Raw genomic sequence first — 25,841 nt, forward strand, 5'->3', positions numbered from 1 at the left:
TTATGGCTCGATATATTGTTGGCAACCCAGCCAGCCTTCCCGGCCAGGGATCGTGCCGCGCACCACTTTCCCCAGCGGCAACGTGGTTAAATCTTCCGGCAGCAGCTCGCTTAACGGGCAAAAGGCGATACCCTCGGCGGCGGCCATGGTCAGCAGTTCGCTGAAGTCTTCGCGCATGGCAATCCCTTCGACCTCAGCGTGAATGGTGTACACCGGCGTGCCGGAGTCCTGCCTGATGCGGTCGAGAATAAAGCGGTTGTACCCTTCACGGCTGACGCCATCCCCGATGACTTCATCCCAGGTCGGCAGCGTCACGGGGATTTGCACGGTGCCCGTTGACCCATCCGCCAGCTGCGGGCGGAACGGGCCGCTTCCGCGACAGTCGCTGTTATAGTGAAAACCAAAGGATTCTTTCGCGCGCACTACCCGCTGGTCGGCCCGCCAGCCCGCAACGGCCGAGCAGGTCACCGGCCGCTTGATGATGGCCGCCAGCGCGTCGTGCCCCAGGCGAATTTGCTTTTGCAGCGTCGCCTTATCCCAGACGCCCGCCCAGGTTTGCCACGCGAAGTGATCCCACGCGTGCAGGCCGACCTCGTGACGATCCGCCGTGGCGGCCACGATCTCCGCGTTGCCCGCGCCGATCCTGCGCCCCGGCCACGCCGTTCCCGCCAGCAAAATATCCCAGCCGTACAGCGACGCCGCGTTGGAGCGCAGCATTTTCCACAGGAACTTCGGCTTTATAAGCCGCCACAGGTGACGGCCCATATTGTCCGGGCCGACGCTAAAGAAGAAGCTTGCCTGGATACCGTGCAGGCGCAGGGTTTCAAGCAGCTGCGGCACGCCTTTGCGGGTGCCGCGCCAGGTATCTACGTCAATGCGTAGACCCACTTTTCTCATGATTTCGCATCCGTCAGCTCAACGGTTTTCAGGAAGAAATCCAGCGTTTCGTCGATGGTCTTTTCCATCTCGACCGTTGGCGTCCAGCCCAGAAGACGCTGGGCGTTGCGGATGCTCGGCTTACGGTGCTCCACGTCCTGATAACCTTTGCCGTAGTAGGTGCTGCTTTCCACTTCGCGGAAGCCGGCGAACGGCGGGAAGTGGCCGCGCAGCGGGTGTTTTTCAAAGCTCGCCAGCAGCATCTCGGCCAGTTCTTTAATGCTCGCCTCGTTGTCCGGGTTGCCAATGTTGACGATCTGCCCGTCGCAGTTGTCGTTTTTGTTCTCGATGATGCGGAACAGCGCTTCGATACCGTCGCTGATATCAGTAAAGCAGCGTTTCTGTTTCCCGCCATCAATCAGCTTAATTGGCGAACCTTCTACTAGGTTAAGGATGAGCTGGGTAATGGCGCGCGAGCTGCCGATGCGCGCGGCGTTCAGGTTATCGAGGCGCGGCCCCATCCAGTTGAACGGGCGGAACAGCGTAAAGCGCAGCCCCTCTTTTTCGCCGTAGGCCCAGATAACGCGGTCAAGAAGCTGCTTGGAGACGGAGTAAATCCAGCGCTGCTTGTTGATCGGCCCGACGATCAGGTTCGAGCTGTCCTCGTCGAACACTTTGTCGGTACACATGCCGTACACTTCTGACGTCGACGGGAAGATGATGCGCTTCTGGTACTTCACGCAGTCGCGGATAATCTTGAGGTTTTCCTCGAAATCCAGCTCAAACACGCGCAGCGGGTTGCGGGTGTATTCAATCGGCGTGGCGATCGCCACCAGCGGCAGCACCACGTCGCACTTCTTGATATGGTATTCAATCCACTCGGAGTGAATGCTGATATCGCCTTCCACAAAGTGGAAGCGCGCGTTGCCGAGGAAGCGGCTGATGGCGTCGGAGCCGATGTCCAGCCCGTAAACCTCGAAATTATCGTCCTGTAACAGGCGTTCGGTGAGATGGTTGCCGATGAAGCCGTTTACGCCGAGGATGAGCACACGTTTGCGGCGTTTCACCGCAGATACCGGCTGGCTGCTCAACAGCGCGCCTTCCACCAGACCCAGGGTTTGCACCAGCTGGGAACCCTGCATATACACGCCGTTTTCCGTCTGCCCGGCGAGGATTTCCAGCGCGTCTTCACCGGCGGCCACGATAAGCGGGCTGACCGACAGCACGGTGCCCGCTTTGGCACCCGCGGCGTTCGCCACCACACGCCCTTTCCAGACGATGAATTTGGTGCCGCCCACATAGCTAAACGCGCCCGGCCACGGATCGGTTACCGCGCGAATCAGGTTGTTGATTTCGGTAGCGGAATTTGACCAGTCGATGCGCCCGTCCTGCGGGGTACGGCGGCCAAAATAGCTGCCCTGGCTGATGTCCTGTTCGTGCTGCGGGAAGTCCCCGGTTTTGATGATGGGAAGGATGTCACGCAGCAGCGTGGTCGCCGCCTCGCGCTGTTTGTGATGCAGCGTAAGCGCCGTTTCTTCCGGGGTGATTTCCACGCGCTGCTGGGCGACGATGGCCCCGGCATCCGCGCGGGCAACCATGCGGTGCAGCGTAACGCCGGTTTCCGTTTCGCCGTTCACCAGCACCCAGTTAAGCGGGGCGCGGCCGCGGTATTTCGGCAGCAGCGAGCCGTGCAGGTTAAACGCCCCCACCGTCGCGCTCGACAGAATTTCATCGCACAGCAGATTGCGGTAGTAGAACGAGAAAATCACCTCGGGCGCGCTGGATTTGATGCGGTCAACCCACAGCGGATGGTTGACGTCTTCCGGCGCGTAAACGGGAATGCCGTGTTCCGCCGCCGTGCGCGCGACCGAGCCGAAGAAATGGTTCTCCGACGGCGCGTCCGGATGCGTGTAGATAGCGGTAATTTCATATCCGGCTTCTACCAGCGCGTTAACGCCCGCGCACCCAATATCGTGATAGGCAAAAACAACGGCTTTCATTGACGATTTTCCTCTGAAGTTGAAACTGACTCGCGGCTAACCACGCGCTGAATAAAGTAACGAGGGCGCGCGCGCACATCGTTGTAAATACGGCCTATGTACTCGCCGAGCAGGCCCATGCCGACAAACTGCGCGCCGATAAACATAAACAGCACCGCAAACAGCATGAACACCCCTTCTGCCGCCCACTGCGGGCCAAAAGCGAGGCGCAGCACGACCAGCAGCACCGACAGCGCAAACCCGAGCAGCGCGATCACGCTGCCAAACACGCTGAGCATGCGCAGCGGCGTGGTGGTCAGGCAGGTCACCAGGTCGTACATCAGGTTAATCAGCCGCATAAAGCTGTATTTGGAATCGCCAAACTCGCGCTCGGCGTGGTGCACCGGGATTTCGATGGCCTTACGGGCGAAGGTGTTGGCAAGGATCGGGATAAAGGTGCTGCGTTCGTGGCAGTGCAGCATGGCGTCGACGATATGGCGGCGATAGGCGCGCAGCATGCAGCCGTAATCGCCCATCGCTTTGCCGGTGGTGCTTTGGATCATGCGGTTAATCAGGCGCGAGGCGCGCTTGCGGAACCAGCTGTCCTGGCGGTTCTGACGCACGGTGCCCACCACGTCGTAGCCTTCATCGGCCTTGGCGACCAGGCGCGGGATCTCCTCCGGCGGGTTTTGCAGATCCGCGTCGAGAGTGACGACCAGATCCCCGGTGACGTGGTTAAAGCCCGCCATAATCGCCGAGTGCTGGCCGTAGTTTCTGTTGAGCAGCACCGCGACGATGTGGCTGCCTGGCGCTTCGGCGGCGTCGACCAGCATGGCGGCAGATTCATCGCTGCTGCCGTCGTCCACCAGCAGGATTTCATAGTCGCGGCCCAGCTTTTCGCAGGCGTCGGTGGTGCGGCGAATCAGCTCGGGCAGGCTGTCCTGCTCGTTATAAACCGGAATGACCACCGAAACTTTATTAATGGGTTCTACCTTGGTCATCTTATTTTCCTGCAATTTCACGCAGCGCGTGGATAACGCGCGCGGCATCGTCGTCGCTCATGGTCGGGAATAACGGCAGCGAGCAAATCCGCTCGCTGTTCCATTCGCTGTTGGGTAAAGAAAGGCCCGGGAAACGCTCGCGGTAATATTTCTGCGTATGCGCCGCGCGGAAATGCAGGCCGGTGCCAATCCCCCGGCTTTTTAATGCCTCCATCAGGCCGTTGCGCGATATCCCGCAGCGCGCTTCGTCGACGCGAATAATAAACAGATGCCAGGCGTGTTTATGCGGCCACGCGGGCTGCGCGAGGGGCAAAAATGGTGTGTCGGCTAATTCGGTTAAATAACGCTGCGCGATTTCGGCGCGGCGGGCATTCAGCTGATTGAGCTTGCCCAGCTGCACGAGGGCAATCGCGGCGTTGATATCCGCCAGGTTGTATTTGTACCCCGGCGTAATCACTTCCGCCTGCGGCGCGCGTCCGTGGGTTTGTCTGTCAAAAGCGTCGACGCCGAGGCCGTGAAACTTCAGGCTGCGCATGCGGTTAGCCAGCTTTTCGTCGTCGGTGACGATAAGCCCGCCTTCGGCGCAGGTCATATTTTTGATGGCGTGGAAGGAGAAAATCGCGGTGCCCCGCGCGCCGACGTGCTGGCCTTTGTAATGGGTTCCGGCGGCGTGGGCCGCATCTTCAATCACCGGTATGCCGTGGCGTTCAGCGACGGCGCGGAGAGCGTCGATATCGGCGGGCGCTCCGGCATAGTGCACGGGAACAATGGCGCGGGTGCGCGGCGTAATCGCCGCTTCAACAGCTTGCGGCGTCACCATCAGCGTGTCGCGGTCAACGTCGATCATCACCGGCCGCGCGCCGAGCAGCACAATCATGTTTAGCGTGGAAACCCAGGTCAGCGAAGGCGTGATCACCTCATCCCCCGGCTGTAAATCCAGCGCCATCAACGCCACGTGCATGCCCGCCGTGGCGGAGCTAACCGCAATGGCGTGCCGGTTGCCGGTCAGTTCGGTAAAGGCCTGTTCTAGCGCCTGGTTTTTTGGCCCGGTCGTTATCCAGCCGGACTGTAAAACGTCGTTCACGGCGGCCAGCTCTTCAGCACCAAGCGCCGGACGGGAAAAGGGTAAAAACTCGCTCATTGAAGATTTCCCTAAGTTAAAAAAGCCCGCTGAAGCGATAAACCATGGTTTTCCTTCCCCGGGTGAAGCAAAGCAAATTTAATAGTGCAGCGAACAATTTAAATAAAATGACAACGTCATTAACTCAGCGCGGCGTTATCTAAACGAAGGCTAAATTAAAGACAAGCTAGCAGATGTTTCTTAGAGAAATATTAAGAAAAAATTCTCGCAGGGAAAAAGAATGCGTCTGGAAGGACGGGGAGGCAATGACACCTAATCTTCAAAAAAGGATCACAGCAGGTTCATCTATATTTCGTTAGTAATTAACTTCTGGCTCATCAAGGATATATTAAGGTTAATTTAATATTGCCGATATTCGTCGCAAAAAAAAGAACAGCATACGCTGTTCTTTCAAGTAGATGGATATATTCGTCGCGGCGGTTAGCGCAGATTGTTTGGGAAATCCGCCGGTAATTCGCTGGCCGCACAGGCAATCACGCTTTCGTTGTTTTCGCCGCAGTCACGAATAAAGGTGATGGTGGCAAACTCATCGATGACTTCCGTTGGATAAGCCGGGCCAGCCTCGCGCAGCGCTTCCATTTTGGCGATATGGTCGTTCTGGAAGCAGACGGTTTTTTCCGGATTGTTCATCACCCAGCGCGGGAAGAATATCGTGCCGTGGAACAGTTTGTCGCCCAGGTTCACAATCAGGCTGACGTCCGTCCCGGTCGGCTCGGTCCAGGAAATTTTGTAGATGCTTTCCCCGACGCGGACGATATGGGCGAACTGGTCTTTCACCCAACGGTTGGCGACGAGACCGCTGTGAATACGGTAATCCAGCGTCGTGCCGTTTTTCACGTAAATTTCGTAGTTCCAGCCGTTATCGTAGGTGTAGACCACATGTTTACCGATGAAACCGCTCAAATCATTTTTATCAAAGGTGCTCATTTTTTCTCTCCTTCGTTGCAATGGAGATAGCTTACTCCTTCACTTTTTGCATGAATAACGCTAATTTTACATCAAACTCATTCAAAAATTAGATGATTGATGCACAAAACCACCCTCGAACAATGGGCGCTACTGGAGCAGGTAGTGGAGATGGGCAGCTTTGCCAGGGCGGCGGAGGCGACCCACCGCAGCCAGTCTTCGGTGAGCTACAACCTGGCGCTGCTCCAGGAAAGGCTGGGCGTGGCGCTGCTGCATCCCGAAGGCCGCAAAGCGGTGCTCACTCCCGCAGGCGAACTGCTGCTCGCCCAGGTCAGGCCGCTTCTTAAAGCCTTTCACTACGTCGAGGCGCGGGCGACTTCGCTGCAAAACGGCGTGCGCACGCGGCTGGATCTGGTCGTCGATAGCATCTTCCCGCGCGGCAGGCTGTTCGCCATTTTGCGCAGGTTTCAGCAGCTGCACCCGCTCACCCAGGTGCATTTGACCGAAGTTCTGGAAAACGACGAGCCGGCAATTGCCGATGCGGACGTGATGGTGCTGACCCGCCGCCAGGATATGACCGGGCGCGGCGAGTGGCTGATGAACATTGATTTTGTCGCCGTCGCCCACCGCGATCACCCGCTGCATGAGGCTACGGCTCCGATCGGCGACGACGAGCTGGCGCGCTATCCGCTTATCCGCATCGCCGACCGGGATACGCAGCCGCTGCAGGACGCTCCGGCGGAGTCATGGACGTTTTCCACCATCGAGGCCGCCGTTGAGGCGGTGATGTATCAGGTTGGCTACGGCTGGCTGCCCGAAGAGCGCATCGCCCGCCCGCTGGCCGAAGGGGCGCTGATCGCGCTGCCGCTTAGCCACGGGGCAAGGCGCGCAACGCCGCTGCACCTGATCGTCAAAAAGGATCTGACCCCGCTCGACGAGCAGGTGGAAACGCTGCTGCGGCTGTTTAAGGAAAGGGAGTAAAGGGGATTATTTGCGGAGGCTGTTCATCGCCTCGCCCATCGCCTTGCCCATCGCCACGTCGCCCTGCTTCATCAGCCCGCTTGCCGCGCCGGTAATGTCCTCGCGGCTTTTGTTCTGGCCGAGCTTCATGATGCCGGCAAGCTCCGTCACGACGATTTCAACGCCGACAATCGCCTTCACCATCGCATCGATATAGTCCTGCGGCGCATCGCTCATCTTCCAGGGCTTTTCCTGCCCCGCTTCGTGAATGTGCGTAAGCTTCTCAAGGCCTGCGCGCAGATAGCGCTCGTCGTCGTGAACCACCAGCCGCCCGCGCGCGCGCACCGCCTGATAGTTCCACGTCGGCACCTGGCGATGGTGCTCCTGCTTGCTGGGATACCAGCCCGGCGAAATATAACCGTCCGCGCCCGTGAATATCACCATTACCGTATCGTGCGCGCTCACGCTGCGCCAGACGGGGTTGGCGCGGGCGACATGGGTATGCAAATTCCCCGACTCGTCGAACATAAAGGGCAAATGGTACGCATCCGGGCCGTGGAGGCCGCACAGGGTAAGAACGCCGAGCGGGTGCGCCGCGATAAAAGCGCTTAGCGCCTGCGGATCGGTTTCCTGAAAGGGACGAGGTGGGTACATGGCTTGCTCCGGCACGCTTGTGAGAATGCTTACTTTATCCGCAAAGTGGTTTACCCTATAGAACCAGTATCTTTATTTATCAGCAGGCCAGAATAGATGTCGAGAAAAGCAAAAGTTACGGATATCCCGGCAATCGGCGAACTGGATCGCCAGGCTGGCCTGTTGAGCCTCCAGCTGGCTAAAGCGCTGCGCGGTGCCATTCACAAAGGCGAGCTTAAAACCGGCGACCTTCTTCCCTCCACGCGCAGCCTCGCCGCCGCGCTGGGCCTGTCACGCGGCACGGTGCTGGAAGCCTTCGAACAGCTGGTTGCCGAAGGGTTTTTGGAGTCGAAGCACGGCTCGGGCACGCGCGTCGCGTTCGCCCCGGAAATCCCCGCCAGCAGGAAGATGAAGCCTGCCAGCGAAATTGCCCTCACCGAAAGCGCCCAGGCCTTCGCCCGCGTTACCAATCGCATAAAAACGCTCTCGCCGAGGCCGTTCGCCGTGTCGGTGCCGATAGGCGATACCGCGCCGGACGACATCTGGCGCAAGCTCGGCAACCGCATTCGCGCGCGCGGGCCCGGTGCGCCTTCCGGCTACGGCGACCCGCAGGGAGCCAAACCCCTGCGCGAAGCTATCTGCGAATACGTGCGCAAGTCGCGCTCCGTCCACTGCACGCCCGAACAAATCATCATCACCTCCGGCACCCAGCAGGGGCTGTACCTCGCCGCGCAGGTGCTGCTGGACAGTGGCGACACCGCCTGGGTTGAAGACCCCGGCTATCCTGGCACCACGGACATTTTCGAAACCGCCCTGCGCGACAGGAAAATGGCCCGCGTGCCGGTCGATGCCGAAGGGCTGGACGTCGAGGCCGGGAAGCTCATCGCACCGCAGGCGAAAGCCGCTTTTGTGACGCCGTCGCACCAGTATCCGCTCGGCATGCCGCTCAGCATGTCGCGCCGGGCCGCGCTGCTGGAGTGGGCAAAGGCGAATCGCGCGTGGATCGTCGAGGACGACTACGACAGCGAAATGCGCTACTCCGGGCATCCGTTCCCGTCGCTCCAGGGGCTGGGGCCGGATAACGTGATTTACCTCGGCACCTTCAGCAAGATTCTCTTCCCCTCGCTGCGGCTGGGCTACGTTATTGCGCCCGAACCGCTGGTCAGCGCGTTTTGCGGCGCGCGGATCCTGATGGACAGACACCCGCCCGGTGCCGATCAGTACGTGCTGGCAAGCTTTATGGCGGAAGGCCACCTCGACCGGCATTTGCGCAAAATTCGCGGCGTTTATGCCGAGAAGCGCCGCGTCCTGATGGAAGCGGTAACGACCTGGATCGACCCGCGCCTCGCCACGCTCCAGCCGTGCGACCAGGGCATGCACATGGTGCTGTGGCTCAACGAGGGGCTAGACGACGCGCTGGTGGTGCGTAAAGGCGTCGAGGCGGGGATTTCCCTGCGCTCGGTGTCGCACATGTACAGCGCGGGCAGCGGCCGGTCGGGCGTGCTGCTCGGGCTGGGCGGATTTACCGAAGAGGAAATTTGCGCCGCGGTGCGCAGGCTCAACCTCGTTATTCTGGCGTCCGTGCCGCAGGCTAAGCGAAGCGCTTAGCGCCGAAAACGCAGGCCAGCACGCCGCACATCACCGCTATCATCGACGGCTCGACGGTTTCGTGCAGCGCAAAGGCGGCGAGCAGCAGCCCAAAAAACGGCTGCAAAAGCTGGAGCTGGCCCACGGCGGCAATCCCGCCCTGCGCCAGCCCGCGATACCAGAAGATAAAGCCAACCCACATGCTGAACAGCGAGACATAGCCCAGCGAAAACCACGCGCCGAAGCTGACTATTGGGAAGCTTTTCGGCGCGGTGAAAAAAGCCGCCGCCGCGGTTAACGGCAGGGCCAGCGCCAGCGCCCACGAGATAACCTGCCAGCCGCCCAGCCGACGCGTCAGCACCGCCCCTTCCGCATAGCCAAGCCCGCAGAGCAGCACCGCCGCCACCATCAGCATGTCGCCGCGCCATGCGCCGCCCGAGCCGTGGCTCAGGGCAAACGCCGCGACCAGCGCGCTGCCGCTTACGGAAAATATCCAGAAGGCGGGCCGGGGCCGCTCGCCGCCCCTGATGACCCCGAAGCAGGCGGTCGCCAGCGGCAGCAGGCCGATATATACCAGCGAATGGGCGGAGGTAGTGTGCTGAAGGGCCAACGCCGTCAGCAGCGGGAAACCGATAACCACCCCGACGGCGACGAAAAGCAGCGGCAGGATATCCGCTCCGGCAGGCAGTTTTTGACGCGTGAGGCGCAAAACGAGAATGGCGAGCAGGGCCGCAATCACGCCCCGAATAGCGGTGAGAAAAATGGGATCGAATTCGAGCACGGCCACCCGCGTGGCGGGCAGCGATCCGCTGAAAATCAGCATCCCCAGAAAGCCGTTCAGCCAGCCCTGGGCGGTCTCGCTTAGCCCCGCCTTCTCATTAATATGTTCCATCGTTTCCACTTTGCCCGGCGTTAAGGTTAAACCGCCATTCTGCGCATTAAGTGGTTTGGACGTAGATCCACATATTATGAGTTTTGCCAGGCCACCTGGTTCCTCTACCTAAGCTTGCGCTACTGCTCGGCCAGCGCCTGCGCACAGGCCCAGGCGGAGCTCCATGCCCACTGGAAGTTATAGCCGCCGAGCCAGCCGGTGACGTCCATCACTTCGCCAATAAAGTAGAGGCCGGGGACTTTTTTGGCCTCCATGGTGCGCGAGCTTAGCTCGTTGGTGTCCACGCCGCCCAGGGTGACTTCCGCCGTGCGGTAGCCTTCGGTGCCGTTGGGCTGCACTCGCCAGGCCTGAAGCGTTTCCAGAAGCTCGCCTTGCTGACGCGCGTTAAGCTGCCTGAGCGTGACGTCCGGGATTTGCTCAAGCTGCTGCAGGCATTCCACCAGGCGTTTTGGCAGCAGCATGGCGAGCGTGTTTTTCAGGCTTTGATTAGGATGGGCGGTGCGCTGTTCGTTCAGGAAGCCGTCCAGATCGGTATCGGGAAGTAAGTTAACGCTCACATACTCACCGGGCTGCCAGTAGCTGGAGAGCTGTAAAACCGCCGGGCCGGAAAGCCCACGGTGGGTGAACAACAGGCTTTCGCGGAAGCTGACGCCGTTTTCCGCCGTGATAACCGACGGCACGGAAACGCCGGACAGCACCTGGAGCTGTTCGAGAAGCGGTTTGTGCAGGGTAAAGGGCACGAGGCCCGCACGGGTTGGCAACACCTTCAGACCAAACTGCTCGGCGACCCTGTAGCCGAACGGGGTCGCGCCCAGGCCCGGCATAGAAAGCCCGCCGGATGCGATAACCAACCTGCCCGTCTGCACGTCGTCGCCGTTGAGCTTGAGGGTAAAGCCCTCTTCGCCGCGTTCGATGCCGAGCACCTCGCTGCGCAGCCGGGTCGTGACCTGGCCTTTTTCGCACTCGGCCACCAGCATCTCAACAATCTGCTGCGCGGAGTCGTCACAAAACAGCTGGCCGAGCGTTTTTTCATGCCAGGCGATGCCGTGTTTACCGACCATATCGATGAAATCCCACTGGGTATAACGCGCCAGGGCAGATTTGCAGAAATGCGGGTTTTGGCTCAGATACGCCGCGGGTTCGGTATAAAGGTTAGTAAAGTTGCAGCGGCCCCCGCCAGACATGAGGATTTTGCGGCCCGGCTTTTTACCATTATCAATAAGTAACACGCGACGGCCCGCCTGCCCGGCCATTGCCGCACAGAACATTCCTGCGGCCCCCGCACCAATAATAACGGCATCAAACTTTTCCACGACCGACTCCCGACTATGCTTAAGGGGGGGAATTGTAAAGATTGAACGCTGGTCACACCAGCCTTAAGAGGCTTTACGTTTGCAGGTAGTTGAAAAACAAAATGTAAATTCTTTTCTTGTTGCGAGCCAACACGATAAACATCAAGAAAAGTCTATATTTCACTTGGCGCATCAAGCCGTTGTCTTACATAATGCGCCGCGTTCATGTCCTCATAAATGGCGTAACGTCTATGCTACATTTGTTTGCCGGCCTCGATATGCATACGGGGCTTTTGTTATTACTTGCTCTGGCATTTGTTCTCTTCTACGAAGCGATCAACGGCTTCCATGACACTGCAAACGCAGTGGCAACGGTCATCTACACCCGCGCAATGCGATCGCAACTGGCGGTGGCAATGGCTGCGTTATTCAACTTCCTCGGCGTTCTGCTCGGCGGGCTGAGCGTGGCGTATGCGATTGTGCATATGCTGCCAACTGATCTGCTGTTGAACGTAGGGTCCGCACATGGCCTCGCCATGGTGTTCTCTATGTTACTGGCCGCTATTATCTGGAACCTCGGCACCTGGTACTTCGGTCTGCCGGCCTCCAGCTCCCATACGCTTATCGGTGCCATCATTGGTATCGGTTTGACCAACGCATTGATGACCGGAACGTCCGTAGTCGATGCGCTTAATATTCCGAAAGTTATCGGGATATTTATGTCGTTAATCCTCTCCCCGATCGTGGGTCTGGTGATTGCGGGCGGACTTATCTTTTTGCTGCGTCGCTACTGGAGCGGCACCAAGAAAAAGCGTCGAATTCACCTCACGCCTGCTGAACGTGAAAAGCAAGACGGCAAGAAAAAACCTCCATTCTGGACGCGTATCGCCCTGATTCTTTCCGCCATCGGCGTGAGTTTCTCCCACGGCGCAAACGACGGTCAGAAAGGTATCGGTCTGATCATGCTGGTATTGATCGGCGTGGCGCCTGCGGGCTTTGTGGTCAATATGAATGCCTCCGGCTACGATATTGCCCGCACCCGTGATGCCATCACGCACCTTGAGCAATACTACGCACAGCATGGCGATGCGATTAAGCACGTTGTCGATCTCAACCCGGCTATCCCTACCCCAGAAGAAGTTCAGGGCCAGGACAAACCGGCAGAGTTCCACTGCGATGCCAGCCGCGCCATGATTGCCGTACAGCGTGCGAAAGAGCTGCTGGGCAATATCGACAGCTACGACAAGCTCAGCGTTGAGCAGCGCAGCCATATGCGTCGCCTGCTGCTGTGTATCTCTGATACCGCTGACAAAGCCGCTAATCTGCCGGAAACCAAACCGGACGATAAACGCTTCTTAAAAGAGCTGAAAACCGACCTGCTGTACACCATCGAGTACGCGCCTATCTGGATTATCATGGCGGTCGCTCTGGCGCTCGGCATCGGTACGATGATCGGCTGGCGTCGCGTGGCGACCACTATCGGTGAGAAGATTGGCAAGAAAGGCATGACCTATGCGCAGGGTATGTCCGCGCAAATGACGGCCGCAGTCTCCATCGGTATTGCCAGCTACACCGGGATGCCGGTTTCCACCACTCACGTACTCTCTTCCTCCGTTGCGGGGACGATGGTGGTTGACGGTGGCGGCCTGCAGCGTAAGACGGTTACCAATATCCTGATGGCGTGGGTGTTTACCCTGCCGGTCTCGATTTTGCTGTCGGGCGTGCTGTACTGGATTTCTCTGCACTTTATCTAATTTGGTGATGGCTGAATGTCGGGTGGCGGCTAACGCCTTACCCGACCTACGAACATAGGTTTGTTGTCGGGTGGCGGCTAACGCCTTACCCAACCTACGAATAAGGGTTTGATGTCGGGTGGCGCTAACGCTTACCCGACCTACAAAATCATTAATATCGTAGGGTGGATAAGCGAAAGCGCCATCCACCGCAAAACCTCTACCATAGATAAAACAAAAGCGGGTCAGTTAACTGGCCCGCTTTTTTATTGCTGCTCTCAAACCCTAGTGCCAAATCATCAACCCAACGAGGCTAATAACCACTAACCCGCACAGCGCGCTGGTTAGCACGAACTGGCGGCGAAGCCGTTCGCATCGGCGGATAAACTCATCGTCGTGATGATCCAGATAGCGTTGGGCATAGATGTAGCGCACCAGACGGATCTGCTTACTGGGTTGACCATGTGATGTGAAAAATCCCCCACCGTCCACGTACTGATAAAGCAGCGGGTCACAGCCACGAAGCACCACTAACAAGGCGCGCAATGAAGAGTAGTACCGCGCCATATTCACCACACAAACTACACATAGCGCCCAAAATAGCGCGACGGTGCTGATCATGTTCCCCTCCCGGCGTAGCCACAGAGCATCGCTCCGGGACAACCGCTCACCCCGAAAACGTCGACAGACAGTTCAGCATTCTCAAAAAAAGCCGCCGGGTCACAGATATTTTCCGGAACGGCTTATTTAATAGTGTAGGAGATCCGTTAATTTTTTCGCCACTACGTTATTCATTATCAATACGGCTGGAGCCATTTTTGGCTTGAATGTTTAAAACAGTGGCGCATTGACGGTTTTTATCATTCGGGATAGGGTAGAAATATCATCTACAATATGAAGTCGTTACGCCGGATTCCGACTACGCGCGGAAACATCTTATGGAAGGAGTGCAATTATGGCTTATAAACACATTCTTATCGCGGTAGACCTCTCACCTGAGAGCAAAGTACTGGTGGAAAAAGCAGTTTCAATGGCTCGCCCTTACAACGCGAAGGTTTCCCTGATTCATGTCGATGTTAATTACTCCGATCTCTACACCGGCCTTATCGACGTGAATCTTGGCGACATGCAAAAGCGCATCTCCGAAGAAACTCACCACGCGCTGAGCGAACTCTCCACCGGCGCGGGCTATCCGATCACCGAAACCCTGAGCGGCAGCGGTGACCTGGGCCAGGTGCTGGTCGATGCCATCAAGAAATACGATATGGACCTGGTCGTCTGCGGCCACCATCAGGACTTCTGGAGCAAGCTGATGTCCTCAGCCCGCCAGCTCATCAACACCGTGCACATCGACATGCTGATCGTGCCGCTGCGTGATGAAGAGGAAGAATAAGGTTCGCCATCAGTTTGAAGCCCCGCAATGCGGGGCTTTTTCTTTTCGTCAGTAGCCATTTATCAAGAAATCAACGGCGTCCCGAAGCTTATGCCCGTCAGAGCTTAAATCCTGAACGGGGTAACCTATCTCTTTGCAAGGTATGCCTGCCATCATATGGGTTAGCGCCACACAGTTCTGTCCTGCAATGTTGACTACCGGGCAAACCTTCTTCGGCACCACCACGCCATTTATCAGCCCCGTAACGGGGATCACTAAGGAGTGGTTTAGCTCGTTTGCTATGGGATGCTGCATGTTGATCAGATAGGGGTAAGTTCTTCTGTCACCCCCTTTGTTTTCATAGGCAACAAACTGCTCCATCAGAACGTCCTATGAAAATCGCTAAACGACCCGTTTTCCTCAGCAAATTTGTTGAGCGCTTCGATGGCTTCTCGATTTTCTTCATACCAGACAGAAACCGGGTTCGCCTGAGGCTTTTCGTGCAAAACCTCAGGTAATCGCGAAGAGGGGTTAACGGCTATTTCTCTTTTCCCAGGCATGTTGTCCTCCATGAATATGCGGTGTGTTTTACCGCTGCGGGATGAGATTGCGCTTTTCTGAAAAGAACCAAAAGGGTGTGATCTGGATTTTTCGGGGACTCTCGTAAAAAAGTTATGCATCAGACAGCAACATGAGATTTTTTTGCGAGATCCCTCCAAAGAAAAGAATAGTTACTCCGCCGTCCCGGAATAAATATCAAAACGGTGCCCCTTGGTGACCACGGCGTTCGGGGTTTCTACGCCGCCGAGCGGTGGAGCATAGTCCGGGCGCTTTACGACCACGCGTTTGGTTGCCAGCAGCCGGGCGGGGGCCAGCAGGCCGTCGGCGTCTTCATCCGGGCCGACCAGCGACTGAAACACGCGCATCTCTTTTTTCACCAGCGCGCTTTTCTGCTTGTGCGGGAACATCGGGTCGAGATAGACGACTTCTGGGCGCGGGGTGATATCGCTTAGCGCCGTCAGGCTCGAGGCGTGAATAAGCTGTAGCCGCTCCCGTAGCCAGCCGCCGATTTCCGCATCCTGATAGCCGCGGCGCAGGCCGTCGTCCAGCAGCGCGGCAACCACCGGGTTGCGCTCCAGCATCCTCACGCGGCAGCCAACGGAGGCCAGCACGAAGGCGTCCCGCCCTAATCCCGCCGTTGCGTCCACCACGTTTGGCAGATAGCCGCTTTTGATGCCCACGGCCTTGGCGACCGCTTCGCCCCTTCCGCCGCCGAACTTACGGCGATGCGCCATCGCGCCGGAGACAAAATCGACAAAGATGCCGCCGAGCTTCGGCTCGTCGCGCTTGCGCAGTTCGAGGCGTTCCGGGGTGAGCACCAGCGCCATCAGCGCCTCTTCGTCGTGCTCAAGGTGCCAGTGCTCGCTCAAAAGAGATAAGGCGCCGGAGTCGGCGCCTGATTCAGTTAATAAACAGATTTTCACGAAGCGGATCAGCCCTTGATGCCGTAATGGGCCAGCATCGCGTCAAGCTGCGGCTCGCGGCCACGGAAGCGTTTGAACAGCTCCATCGGCTCTTCGGAACCCCCGCGCGTCAGGATGTTATCGAGGAACGACTGGCCGGTTTCGCGGTTGAAGATGCCCTCTTCTTCGAAGCGGGAGAACGCGTCCGCCGCCAGCACGTCGGCCCACAGGTAGCTGTAGTAGCCCGCCGCGTAGCCGCCAGCAAAGATATGGCTGAAGGCGTGCGGGAAGCGGCCCCACTTCGGCGTTGGCACCACGGCAACCAGCTTCTTAATCTCGGCCAGCGTTTCCAGCACCTTAGCGCCCTGCTGCGGGTTAAACTCGGCATGCAGGCGGAAGTCGAACAGGCCGAACTCCAGCTGACGGAGGATAAACAGCGCAGCCTGGTAGTTTTTCGCCGCCAGCATTTTATCCAGCAGCGCTTTTGGCAGCGGCTCGCCGGTTTCATAGTGGCCGGAGATAAACGCCAGCGCGTCCGGCTCCCAGCACCAGTTTTCCATAAACTGGCTCGGCAGCTCGACGGCATCCCACGGCACGCCGTTGATCCCGGAAACGCCCGCCGTTTCGACTTTGGTCAGCATGTGGTGCAGGCCGTGGCCGAACTCGTGGAACAGGGTGATCACTTCGTCATGGGTGAACAGCGCGGGCTTGCCGTTAACCGGGCGGTTAAAGTTACAGGTCAGGTAGGCGACCGGCTTTTGCAGCGTGCCGTCGGCTTTGCGCATCTGGCCGACGCAGTCGTCCATCCATGCCCCGCCGCGCTTGTTTTCGCGGGCGTACAGGTCGAGATAGAAGCTGCCGCGCAGGTCGCCCTGCTCGTCGTACAGCTCGAAGAAGCGCACGTCCTGGTGCCAGACGTCGACGTCTTTGCGCTCTTTGGCGGTAATGCCGTAGATGCGCTTAACGACTTCGAACAGGCCCGCTACCGCGCGCTCTTCAGGGAAGTACGGGCGCAGCTGCTCGTCGCTGATGCTGTACAGGTGCTGTTTCTGCTTTTCGCTGTAGTAGGTGATGTCCCACGGCTCCAGCTCGTCAACGTTGAACTCTTTTTTCGCGAAGGCGCGCAGCTGGGCCAGCTCGGCCTCACCCTGCGGACGGGCGCGTTTTGCGAGGTCGGTCAGGAATTCCAGCACCTGCTGCGGGTTTTCCGCCATTTTGGTGGCCAGCGATTTTTCAGCGTAGTTGCCAAAGCCCAGCAGCTCCGCCAGCTCGTGGCGCAGGGCAAGAATCTCTTCCATCACCGGCGTGTTGTCCCACTTGCCCGCGTTTGGCCCCTGATCGGAGGCGCGGGTACCGTAGGCGCGATACATTTCTTCACGCAGCTCGCGGTTGTCGCAGTAAGTAAGCACTGGCAAATAGCTTGGGATATCCAGCGTCAGCAGCCAGCCTTCCTGCTCTTTGGCTTCGGCCTGGGCGCGCGCCGCCGCCAGCGCGCTTTCCGGCATCCCGGAGAGCTGGGCTTCGTCGGTAATCAGTTTCGTCCAGCCCATGGTCGCATCCAGCACGTTGTTGCTGTAGGTGGAGCCAAGCTCGGACAGGCGCGCGGCGATTTCACCGTAGCGCTTTTGTTTCTCTTTCGGCAGGCCGATACCGGACAGTTCGAAGTCGCGCAGCGCGTTATCGACGGCTTTTTTCTCGGCCACGCTCAGGTCGGCGTAGTTCGCGCCGTCGCGTAAATCACGGTACGCCTGATACAGGCCTTCGTGCTGGCCTACCCAGGTGCTGTATTCGGACAGCAGCGGCAGCGTCTGCTCGTAGGCTTCGCGCAGTTCCGGGCTGTTCTGTACGGAGTTTAAATGGCTTACCGGCGAGAACACGCGGCCCAGACGATCGTCCACTTCCGCCAGCGGCTGGCAGAGGTTTTCCCAGCTATAGGGCGCGCCCTGCGCTACCACGCTTTCGACTTTGGCGCGGCAGTCGTCCAGCGCTTTTTGCACGGCTGGGACAACATGTTCAGGCTTGAGGGAAGAAAACGGAGGCAGATCGAAAGGGGTCAATAATGGATTGGTCATAAGCGCGATTCCTGGTATCCGATAAGTGGAGCGCGCAACGCGCGCTGCAAAGGCAATCTAACTAACATGAGGCTTAGTGTAGTTAATTTCAATGCCCGGAGGGAGGAGTAAAGGGCGCCAGAGGGTAGCGCCCTTGTCTTTCACGCAACGTCGCGGAGGATTAACGCTCGGTCAGCGCGAAGCGGGCCTCCTGATAAAGCGCCGGGGGATCGAAGCGGCTGCCGCGCATGCGCAGGGCGTAGTTCACCAGCGCGTTGTTGAGCATATACAGCCTGCCGTCGTTTTCGTCTTTCACCGGCGCGCAGTTATCGACCACCCATTGCAGGGCCGATTTCCCTTCGTACAGCGCCGTGGGCTGGAAGACCTTTTCGGCGCAGCCGATTTCCCCCAGCATGGTCAGCGAATAGCTCAGCGGATACGGGCGGTTAACCTCATCCGCCGCCGTCTGGTTCATGTGGAAGAAGGCATCCGCCGCGCGTTCGGTGATGGTGCTGTCTATCAGGTCACGGCGGCCGGTCAGCATGGCGGTTTCCATGATGTAGGCGTAGGAAATGCCGTGCAGGAAGTAGTTCTCGCTCGGGGTGATGGTCGCCGTTTGCTGCACCAGCTCGTCAATAAGCTCCACGATCGCAATGTAGTTATCCTGGGCCAGGCCAAGGTTATACAGCGCGATGATGTAATACAGCCCCATGTGGGTGCGCTCGACGGGGGTGATCTCGCGCAGTAGCTGTTTCACCTCTTTGATCCTGTCTTTGCCCCAGAACAGATAGTCTTTGTTGCCGGTCAGCGCAATGGCGTTGAGCATGGTCAGCAGCGGGTAAATCTTGACGAACGCCTGCGACATCGGCTGCGGGAAGGCAGGATGAAGGTTCAGCTCGTCGGCACGATCCATATAGCTGAGCGTTTCGCGCAGATAGTCCCTGCCGGTGGACGAAATATAGTCCTGGTAGCCCAGCAGCGAAATCACGGAAAAGAGCATCGCGCCGCCCCGCCCGCGGAAAAACGGCGAGGGAATATTTTCCAGCGTGTTCAGGGCGTCGAGAATAAAGTTACGTTTATCGCTAACCAGCTGCTCGTGGCGATGCAGAAGGCCAACCGATAAAAGCACCGAAGTATATGCCGATAATTTTTCGTAGTCGCCGTGACGCCCGGCGTTTTCATCCCTGATCTGATTGGGCTTAATTTTATCGAGCGACTGGAACATCAGCGCCACAATATCTACCTGGCGCAGAAGCTGCTGCTCAATATGCAGCTTGGCCGCCACGTCCACCAGAATGCCCATCTGCATAATTCGCCGATAGGGATTTGGCTCATCCTGAATGACAAACAGAATGTTTTTAATATAGGTCATGATATAGCCGTCCGAGAGCGTCGATTTCGGTGCGGCGAGTAATAAAATTAAGTCGCAGAGCAGCGAAGAGGCGTTAACGTAGCCGTTAGAGAAATTCGTTTTCTCTTTCAGATAATCAAAGGCCTCCTGAATCCATAATGAAACGTTTTCGTCGTAATCACAGGTGTGCTGCCCAAGCCCGAGGCCGCGGACAATACGGCTCCAGGGCGTAGCAATCACGCGCGTTTCATTACTTAATAATTTCAGTGAGGTTAACAGTTCATTTCGCTGCTGGGATTGATTAACGTTTTGCATAATTAAATCGCCTCGGCTGCCATATATTTAAGTGCAGGAACCTGAATGCCTAAAAATTCGCTACGCGTGCCTTCGAGCATTTCCAGCGCCCAGTTCAGCCACTTGATGCCTTCGCAATAAATGGCGACCGGGCGGCGCTGCGTGTGGTAATTGTCGATTAACGTGCCGTCCATTTCCGATACGAAATGGAACGGCGGCATGGCGGTAAAATGCGTGCCCATCATAAAGACGAAGCGAATAAGCCAGTACGGATCTTCTTTCACATAGCGTGAATCGGGATTATCCAGGTCATAGACGGTGGACATCACCTGCGAGAAATAGGCCTCCATGCCGTTAGCGGAATGAATCTCGCGCTGGCTAAGCCTGCGCGCCGCCGCATCCACCACGTTGTAGGCTTTCTGGAACGGGTTGCCTTCCGCAAAGTTAACGCGCACGCTCGGTGTTGCCCCTTCCAGCGTCAGGCTGAGGTCGAAAAGCTCGTTGTGCAGTTCGTCATAGTGGCCGATGGCGTTGTGCCACGGCTTGTTGTCGTACATCGCGTCGTCGCGGCAGGTTGCCCCGTCGCTGTTGTAGCCGATAGCGCGCGGATCGAGGAAACGAATTTCCATCGAGGCGGCGGTGATATTGCGCAAAGCCTTCTCGATTTCCTCTTCGCTGCTGTTCGCGCTAATGGCGTGATGGGCGGCGAGCAGCGGCGCAATATTGCCGATTTTAATGTTCTCGGTGTTGGTATCGCCCATCACCAGCGAGTGGTATTTCGGCTCCAGCACCTTGCAGAATTCCGGACGCGAGCGGAACGCGGCGAGCAGCCCCTTCACGTTCAGATAGTTCACGCCGTTAATGACGATTTTATCCGCGTTGAGCAAAGCCGAATTAAACGTCTGCGGCGCGGTTTTTTTACACAGCGTCAGACGATCCTCAATCTTTTTAAAATACGAAGATTCAAGGGTATTTCCCGGCGCTATTACCTTGTTCACCGAATGAATATTGTCGCGCAGGAAAATCATGATCTGCTCGTAGATTTTCGCCACCACGCGGGCGCAGGGCTGGTACTTCATCACGAACTGCCCGACCTCTTCCCCCGGCACGTAGCTCATCTCATAGATGACTTCTTTGCAGGTCGATTTGCCGACGCGCTGCTGGTTTGGCGGCGTGGGAATATCGCGCTCGACAACGTCATAAACGCGCGGGAAATACGGCTGCACCGAGGCGGGCAGCGCGCGTAAATAATCCACCTGCTTGGCGGCCTTCGCGAACGGCGGCAGCATCACGCCCTTGCCGGTGGCGCTCCATTTCGCGGCGGTTAGCGCCTCGCTGAGTATTTTGCGCACCACGATCTCTTTGCTGTCGTCGCGCAGAATAAACATGGTCATCGATTCGCTGCCGCCGTTGCAGAACTGCAGGATCTCCTCGCCCTGGTTGACGTAGGAGTTAATCGTGCTGCACAGAAGACGTCTTCTCAGCGCGTAGTTGAGCACCTTTTCGTTGTCGTCGGTGATGTTGGAGGTGGAAAACAGCTCGAGGTTATCCAGCGCCGGGTTGCTGCCCTTTTGCCAGACGTCGGCAAGCGTTACCACCGAGGTAATTTCGGCGTGGTAGCCCTCGTTAATCACGCTATCTTCGGCAAGCTCTTCGCCCATCGACAGAATATTGAGGTTACAGTTGAGATTAATTCTGACTTTGCCGGTGCTCTGCTCGTCGAGAATAATTTTATAGGTCACGTCAGCCAGATCTTTGCGCGCCTGAATCGGCGTGCCGGAAAGGGAGATCACCGGCACTTCGGCTCTTTTCAACGTGCCGACAAACTCCGTCACCAGCTGCCACGAAGAGGGCTGCGAGGCGCCAGGCGTGTAGTATTGCAGCGCGAAGTCCAGCACGTTGCCAAGCGTCGCCGCCCCCGAAGCCACGAGGGAAACCAGCCAGCCCAGCACGTCTGACGCGCAAAGATAGTAGTTATCGTTATGCAGAATCGACGGGCGCAGCGTTTTCATCGACTCGATCATAATGACCTGATGCAGAATGCGGCTGAGCGCCATAATGCCGGTGGTCGGCTTTTTCTGACGGTCATAGAGGAAGCTGTCGAGCAGCTGCTGAATAGACAGGCGCTCGCGGATTTTTTCTTTAATGCTGAGCGGCAGCTCGGCGGTTTCAAAATCATACAGGCTTGAGAACACGTCATGATTGCTCATGCTGTCCAGCCCGGAGAAATAGACCACGGTATTTTCCGGGTGGCGAATATTCTCGGTCGTTTTGTAATACACGCCGCCTTCGCGGGAGAGCACCTTCAGTTCGGCATACACCATCGCACCGTTATCCCCTTTGCGGGAATAATCGCGCTTAAGCCTTGCCGAGAGCACCAGCTCGCCGTTATCCAGATCGATAAAATCTTTATAGCGGTAGGTATTTTTAAATACCCGCTCCATATTCGAATAATAGAGATCGTTTTTGATCGCCGGGTTGTCGATCTTCGCCTTAATGATCTGAATAATTTTGTTGTACATCATGTCATTGGCGAAGACTTTACTTTGTGCGAGGCGGAAAATTTCCCGCAGAGCGTTAAACAGCAGCTCGTTATTATTTTGGTTTGCGATAGCCCCGGACACCACGCAGGCATCCAGAATTTCCGCGGTTTCCCTTTGCGTGCCCGAATAGGCAAAGAAAGGCGTGCGCATATCGTTATCCGCCATAAGTTTGATGGATTTCTCGCCGGGGCCAAATTCGATAACGTAGTCGGCCTTCATTTTGTCGGCAATCTGGCAGGTGCATTGGGAGCTCATCACTTCATCGATAATGGCCAGCACGCCGTGTTTAATTTCGGCGGCGGTGGTCAAGGTGCCCGTGCCGTTATTTGAAATCACCGCCGTGTGCGGCGTGTGGAAAACAATGTGGTTTTGCGCCAAAAACTGCTCAAAGACGCTGCACAGCACGCTGAGATGGCGGGAGTGCGTCAGGAAGCGAGTCGGCGGCTTAAGCTGAACAAGTTTGATCTGTGGATAGTTCTTAAGAAAAAGTTCAAGAATAGGTTTAATGCTCGCACGGATATAAATATTCACCTGCGTCTGGCTATAGTATTTATGAATGCAGACGTCCGTGCAGTCAAAATGGTTGCCGATGGCATCCAGCGTTTCGTTTAATTCTGAATATTTGCCCGAAATCGCAGAAACGTAATATGGCTCGTCGATGAGCACGCGGCTTTTTAATTCGGCCGGGAAGTAGCTCAATACCGACTGGCTGAACGCGTCGTAGTGCTCTTTTTCTGAGGCCAGCAGGATGAGCGGCGTGAAGAACTGCGCGATTTTGGCTCCGTCAGCGTAGCTCAGCGAACCGCTGGCCACGGCCGCGGTAATAATGCCGAAGCTTTCGCCGGTATAGGCCTGCACCTGCATGGCAATATTGCGTTCACTGGCGCGCGAGCGCAGATTTGCCTCCAGCGCCAGGCTGTGTACCAGAATTGCCGCGCCGATAAATCCCTGCTGCTCCATGCGCAGCTGCGGGAAATTTTCGTCGTTTAAAATAAGTTTTTCCGGCGCATCCGGGAAGCCCAATGCCGCCGCTGCATCTGAATAAATCTTTTTAACTAAGCGTGAACCGTTCCTTAATAAATTGTCGTCGATATTTTTATATGCCTGACGACTACCTAAACCTGGGAAAAAGCCAATAATATTATTGCTGTGCATTGCTTCATTTTCAATGCATCCCATTGATATGTTATTTACCATTTGTGAAAGCCCTTCTTTATTTATTATCCGAGCTATGGATGTTAAATGCGGCGCGAGCGAGGGGAAATACGGTCAGAATTACCTGACCGTACTGCCATTTGGCTAACGCTAGCTAATATCAAAACATGCAGAAAAGATGAGTCAGCGTCAGGAATTAACCCTGTGCTTTAGCTTTATTAGTATTGGCTGACGCAAAAGTTCTGACGCTTCCTGAGAAGAGAACGATAAAGGCGAACAGGGACAGACCCGCGCCAACCCACAGAGGAGAAACAAAACCGTAGCCGCTTTGCAGCGCCATGCCGCCAAGCCATGCGCCCACCGCGTTACCGATATTAAAGGCGGCGATGTTGGCACCGGACGCCACGTTCGGCGCGTCGCTGGCGTGGCTCATAATACGCAGTTGCAGACCAGGCGCGGTCGCCAGACCCACGGTTCCCATCAGCAGCAGGCAAATCACGGTCATAATCTGGCTTTGTGCGGTCAGGGCGAAGACGGCCAGCACGGCGGTCAGCAGCAGCAGGATAATCCCCAATGATTTATTCAGCGATTTATCCGCAGCTTTGCCGCCGTAAATATTGCCGATAAACGTCCCGACGCCGAACAGCACTAATAACCACGGTACGGTGGACGTCGCGAATTTAGACACTTCGGTTAAGGTGAAGGCGATATAGGTAAAGCCGCCAATCACGCCGCCGAAGGCAAGCACGCTCACCAGCGCGGAAATCCACACCTGTGGGCGGCGGAATACGCCGAATTCGCGACCAAGATTGGTTGTCAGGTCGGCTTTAATTACCGGCACCAGGCCACGCACGCCGACCATGGTAATAACGCCGATCACCGCCAGCGCCCAGAACGTTGAACGCCAGCCCATTTCCAGCCCGAGGAACGTTCCCAGCGGCACGCCGACGATATTCGAAACGGTAAGCCCGGCGAACATTAATGAAATCGCACCCGCTTTTTTATTGGCGGCCACCATATCCGAGGCCACAACCGCGCCGACGCTAAAGAATGCGCCGTGGCACAGCGCCGCCACGATACGGCCCGCCAGCAGCGTGTCGTAGCTGGTTGAAAGCGCCGACATCAGGTTGCCGATAATAAATAAACCTAACAGCAGCAGCAGCGTCAGGCGGCGTTCCATACGAATCATCAGCGCCGTCAGGCCGACCGCGCCAATGGCAACGCTTAATGCATAACCGGAAACCAGATAACCTGCGACCTGCTCGGTCACGTTAAATTCAGCAGCGATTTGTGGAAGCAGGCCGACAATACCGAATTCAGTCAGACCGATCCCAAATGCTCCCAGCGCTAAGGCTAAAAGTCCAATTGGCATTTACTACTCCTGTTCATTTAGAGGGAATTTAATTAATCGATGCTATTATTCAGACGATAAAAAGCCGTTTATTTCTTCAGGGAAGAAATAATTATCTTTAACGTCTTAAAAAATTAAACATCGGAGGTGCTTGAAGAATATATTCTTTTAAGCCTTTTTTAAGCCATAATGCTCCAGTGAGACGATGATTTTACTCGGCCTCGTTTAATTGGATGTTACGAAGGTGTAATGTATAGTTGAAATGATTTTGCGCTATACCAGGTATTACTATGACTAATCTCAGGAAGCTTGACCTCAATCTTTTGCTGACGCTGGATGCACTTCTAAAAGAGCCGAATGTCACCCATGCTGCCAAAACATTGAACCTGTCTCAGCCATCGGTGAGCGTTCATCTTGCGAAGCTGCGTGAAAAACTAGACGACCCGCTCTTTCTGCCGGGTCCGCGAGGCATGCGCCCAACCGCGCGCGCCGAAATGCTTAAAGAGCCGTTAAGTCAGGCACTTGAAATGCTCAGCCAGGTCATTGCCTCCCCCGGTCCCTTTGAACCGGCAGGCTCAAAACGGACCTGGAGAATCATCGCGGCCGACTACTGCCAGGCGGCGGTGATCGTCCCTTTGCTGCGCAATTTGCGCATAGAAGCGCCCGATACAAAGCTGGCAATATTGGGAACCACCCCTTCAAATATAGCTAGCGCCACCGAACATAATAAAGTCGATTTGGTATTTCATATTCGCGAAGAGGCCCCTCTGGGATTACGCAGCCGCACGCTATTTTCTGAGAAATATTTATTAGTTTGTCGCGTTGGTCACCCGACGCTTACGAAAAATCCAGGTCTGAAACAATTTCTTGAGCTGGATTATGTGATGGTTTCGCCGGACGGCGGAGGCTTCGTCGGAAATACCGATCATGTGCTCACATCGATGGGGCTTGCGCGTAAAGTCGTGCTTTCCGTTCCCCATTTTATGTTTGCCGTTTCCGTTATTTCACAAACGAATCTGGTCGCCATGCTGCCCTCTCGCCTGGTGAAAGATAATCCGCTGCTGCAATCGTTCGAGGCGCCTATCGATATTCCAGGCTTTGAAATGAATATGATGTGGCACGAAAAGCTGCACCGCGAGCCGTCACACAAATGGCTGCGCGAGCTGATTATGCAATCCATCCCCTGAGCGCCCGCCGCTGATTAAACGACACGCATCCCCGATGCCGTCCACTTTCCGGTATACTGTGCACAATACGTAGT

General features: G+C 56.7%; 21 protein-coding genes. 5 read left to right on the forward strand and 16 right to left on the reverse strand.

Going from position 1 to position 25,841, the window contains the following annotated elements; translation table 11 throughout:
- The 5 genes from arnD to ACSPHG_RS22585 all read right to left on the reverse strand — a co-directional run bounded on the left by arnD (position 1) and on the right by ACSPHG_RS22585 (position 5,924).
- Positions 1–897, reverse strand: coding sequence for a 4-deoxy-4-formamido-L-arabinose-phosphoundecaprenol deformylase (arnD, locus tag ACSPHG_RS22565; protein ID WP_435955703.1), 897 nt, complete (start codon positions 895–897; stop codon positions 1–3).
- A complete protein-coding gene (arnA, locus tag ACSPHG_RS22570; RefSeq protein ID WP_435955704.1) occupies positions 894–2,876 on the reverse strand; it encodes a bifunctional UDP-4-amino-4-deoxy-L-arabinose formyltransferase/UDP-glucuronic acid oxidase ArnA in 1,983 nt (660 codons plus the stop codon). The genes arnD and arnA overlap by 4 nt, the downstream gene beginning before the upstream one ends.
- Complete coding sequence (gene arnC / locus ACSPHG_RS22575; RefSeq protein WP_435955705.1) at positions 2,873–3,856, reverse strand: undecaprenyl-phosphate 4-deoxy-4-formamido-L-arabinose transferase; 984 nt, start codon at positions 3,854–3,856, stop codon at positions 2,873–2,875. The genes arnA and arnC overlap by 4 nt, the downstream gene beginning before the upstream one ends.
- Position 3,857: 1 nt before the next feature.
- Entirely contained in the window at positions 3,858–4,997 is a 1,140-nt protein-coding gene (arnB, locus tag ACSPHG_RS22580; protein ID WP_435955706.1) for a UDP-4-amino-4-deoxy-L-arabinose aminotransferase, read from the reverse strand.
- Positions 4,998–5,417: 420 nt separating this feature from the next.
- The gene (locus ACSPHG_RS22585; RefSeq protein WP_435955707.1) at positions 5,418–5,924 is read right to left on the reverse strand and encodes a phenolic acid decarboxylase; all 507 of its coding nucleotides are present in this window, start codon (positions 5,922–5,924) and stop codon (positions 5,418–5,420) included.
- A 99-nt stretch (positions 5,925–6,023) separates the two neighbouring features.
- Here ACSPHG_RS22585 and ACSPHG_RS22590 point away from each other — a divergent pair, with 99 nt between their 5' ends.
- Positions 6,024–6,884, forward strand: a complete 861-nt coding sequence (locus ACSPHG_RS22590; RefSeq protein ID WP_435955708.1) for a LysR family transcriptional regulator — start codon at positions 6,024–6,026, stop codon at positions 6,882–6,884.
- Positions 6,885–6,890: 6 nt separating this feature from the next.
- On the opposite strand, the gene ACSPHG_RS22595 is transcribed toward ACSPHG_RS22590, so the two are convergent.
- Positions 6,891–7,517 (reverse strand): FMN-binding negative transcriptional regulator, encoded by a 627-nt coding sequence (locus tag ACSPHG_RS22595; RefSeq protein WP_435955709.1) that lies wholly within the window; start codon positions 7,515–7,517, stop codon positions 6,891–6,893.
- A gap of 96 nt (positions 7,518–7,613) precedes the next feature.
- On the opposite strand from ACSPHG_RS22595, the gene pdxR reads away from it, so the two are divergent.
- On the forward strand, positions 7,614–9,104 hold the full coding sequence (pdxR, locus tag ACSPHG_RS22600) for a MocR-like pyridoxine biosynthesis transcription factor PdxR (protein ID WP_435955710.1): 1,491 nt from the start codon (positions 7,614–7,616) through the stop codon (positions 9,102–9,104).
- Here the strand turns inward: pdxR and ACSPHG_RS22605 are convergent.
- Complete coding sequence (locus tag ACSPHG_RS22605; protein ID WP_435955711.1) at positions 9,088–9,975, reverse strand: DMT family transporter; 888 nt, start codon at positions 9,973–9,975, stop codon at positions 9,088–9,090. The two genes, pdxR and ACSPHG_RS22605, sit on opposite strands and share 17 nt — an antisense overlap.
- A gap of 119 nt (positions 9,976–10,094) precedes the next feature.
- Positions 10,095–11,288 (reverse strand): BaiN/RdsA family NAD(P)/FAD-dependent oxidoreductase, encoded by a 1,194-nt coding sequence (locus ACSPHG_RS22610; RefSeq protein ID WP_435955712.1) that lies wholly within the window; start codon positions 11,286–11,288, stop codon positions 10,095–10,097.
- 230 nt (positions 11,289–11,518) lie between these two features.
- On the opposite strand from ACSPHG_RS22610, the gene pitA reads away from it, so the two are divergent.
- Positions 11,519–13,021, forward strand: coding sequence for an inorganic phosphate transporter PitA (gene pitA, locus ACSPHG_RS22615; protein WP_435955713.1), 1,503 nt, complete (start codon positions 11,519–11,521; stop codon positions 13,019–13,021).
- A 264-nt stretch (positions 13,022–13,285) separates the two neighbouring features.
- Here the strand turns inward: pitA and uspB are convergent, their stop codons facing one another.
- On the reverse strand, positions 13,286–13,621 hold the full coding sequence (uspB, locus tag ACSPHG_RS22620; protein ID WP_435955714.1) for a universal stress protein UspB: 336 nt from the start codon (positions 13,619–13,621) through the stop codon (positions 13,286–13,288).
- Positions 13,622–13,955: 334 nt separating this feature from the next.
- On the opposite strand from uspB, the gene uspA reads away from it, so the two are divergent.
- Entirely contained in the window at positions 13,956–14,393 is a 438-nt protein-coding gene (uspA, locus tag ACSPHG_RS22625; protein WP_435955715.1) for a universal stress protein UspA, read from the forward strand.
- Positions 14,394–14,441: 48 nt separating this feature from the next.
- Here the strand turns inward: uspA and ACSPHG_RS22630 are convergent, their stop codons facing one another.
- The 7 genes from ACSPHG_RS22630 to ACSPHG_RS22660 all read right to left on the reverse strand — a co-directional run bounded on the left by ACSPHG_RS22630 (position 14,442) and on the right by ACSPHG_RS22660 (position 24,601).
- On the reverse strand, positions 14,442–14,753 hold the full coding sequence (locus tag ACSPHG_RS22630) for a CcdB family protein (RefSeq protein ID WP_435955716.1): 312 nt from the start codon (positions 14,751–14,753) through the stop codon (positions 14,442–14,444).
- Positions 14,753–15,052 carry a type II toxin-antitoxin system CcdA family antitoxin gene (locus tag ACSPHG_RS22635; protein ID WP_435955717.1) on the reverse strand — a complete coding sequence of 100 codons (300 nt, stop codon included), beginning with the start codon at positions 15,050–15,052 and terminating at the stop codon, positions 14,753–14,755. The genes ACSPHG_RS22630 and ACSPHG_RS22635 overlap by 1 nt, the downstream gene beginning before the upstream one ends.
- Before the next feature lie 51 nt (positions 15,053–15,103).
- On the reverse strand, positions 15,104–15,856 hold the full coding sequence (gene rsmJ / locus ACSPHG_RS22640) for a 16S rRNA (guanine(1516)-N(2))-methyltransferase RsmJ (protein WP_435955718.1): 753 nt from the start codon (positions 15,854–15,856) through the stop codon (positions 15,104–15,106).
- Between the two features lie 8 nt (positions 15,857–15,864).
- Positions 15,865–17,907, reverse strand: a complete 2,043-nt coding sequence (prlC, locus tag ACSPHG_RS22645) for an oligopeptidase A (RefSeq protein WP_435955719.1) — start codon at positions 17,905–17,907, stop codon at positions 15,865–15,867.
- A gap of 160 nt (positions 17,908–18,067) precedes the next feature.
- Positions 18,068–19,552: a hypothetical protein gene (locus ACSPHG_RS22650; RefSeq protein WP_435955720.1), complete on the reverse strand. Its 1,485-nt coding sequence runs from the start codon at positions 19,550–19,552 to the stop codon at positions 18,068–18,070.
- A gap of 2 nt (positions 19,553–19,554) precedes the next feature.
- The gene (locus tag ACSPHG_RS22655) at positions 19,555–23,229 is read right to left on the reverse strand and encodes a hypothetical protein (RefSeq protein ID WP_435955721.1); all 3,675 of its coding nucleotides are present in this window, start codon (positions 23,227–23,229) and stop codon (positions 19,555–19,557) included.
- A gap of 196 nt (positions 23,230–23,425) precedes the next feature.
- Complete coding sequence (locus ACSPHG_RS22660; RefSeq protein WP_435955722.1) at positions 23,426–24,601, reverse strand: MFS transporter; 1,176 nt, start codon at positions 24,599–24,601, stop codon at positions 23,426–23,428.
- A gap of 269 nt (positions 24,602–24,870) precedes the next feature.
- On the opposite strand from ACSPHG_RS22660, the gene ACSPHG_RS22665 reads away from it, so the two are divergent.
- Positions 24,871–25,767, forward strand: a complete 897-nt coding sequence (locus ACSPHG_RS22665) for a LysR family transcriptional regulator (protein WP_435955723.1) — start codon at positions 24,871–24,873, stop codon at positions 25,765–25,767.
- Positions 25,768–25,841: the final 74 nt, after the last annotated feature.

Source organism: Dryocola baronae (genome assembly GCF_051297175.1).
GTDB lineage: Bacteria > Pseudomonadota > Gammaproteobacteria > Enterobacterales > Enterobacteriaceae > Dryocola.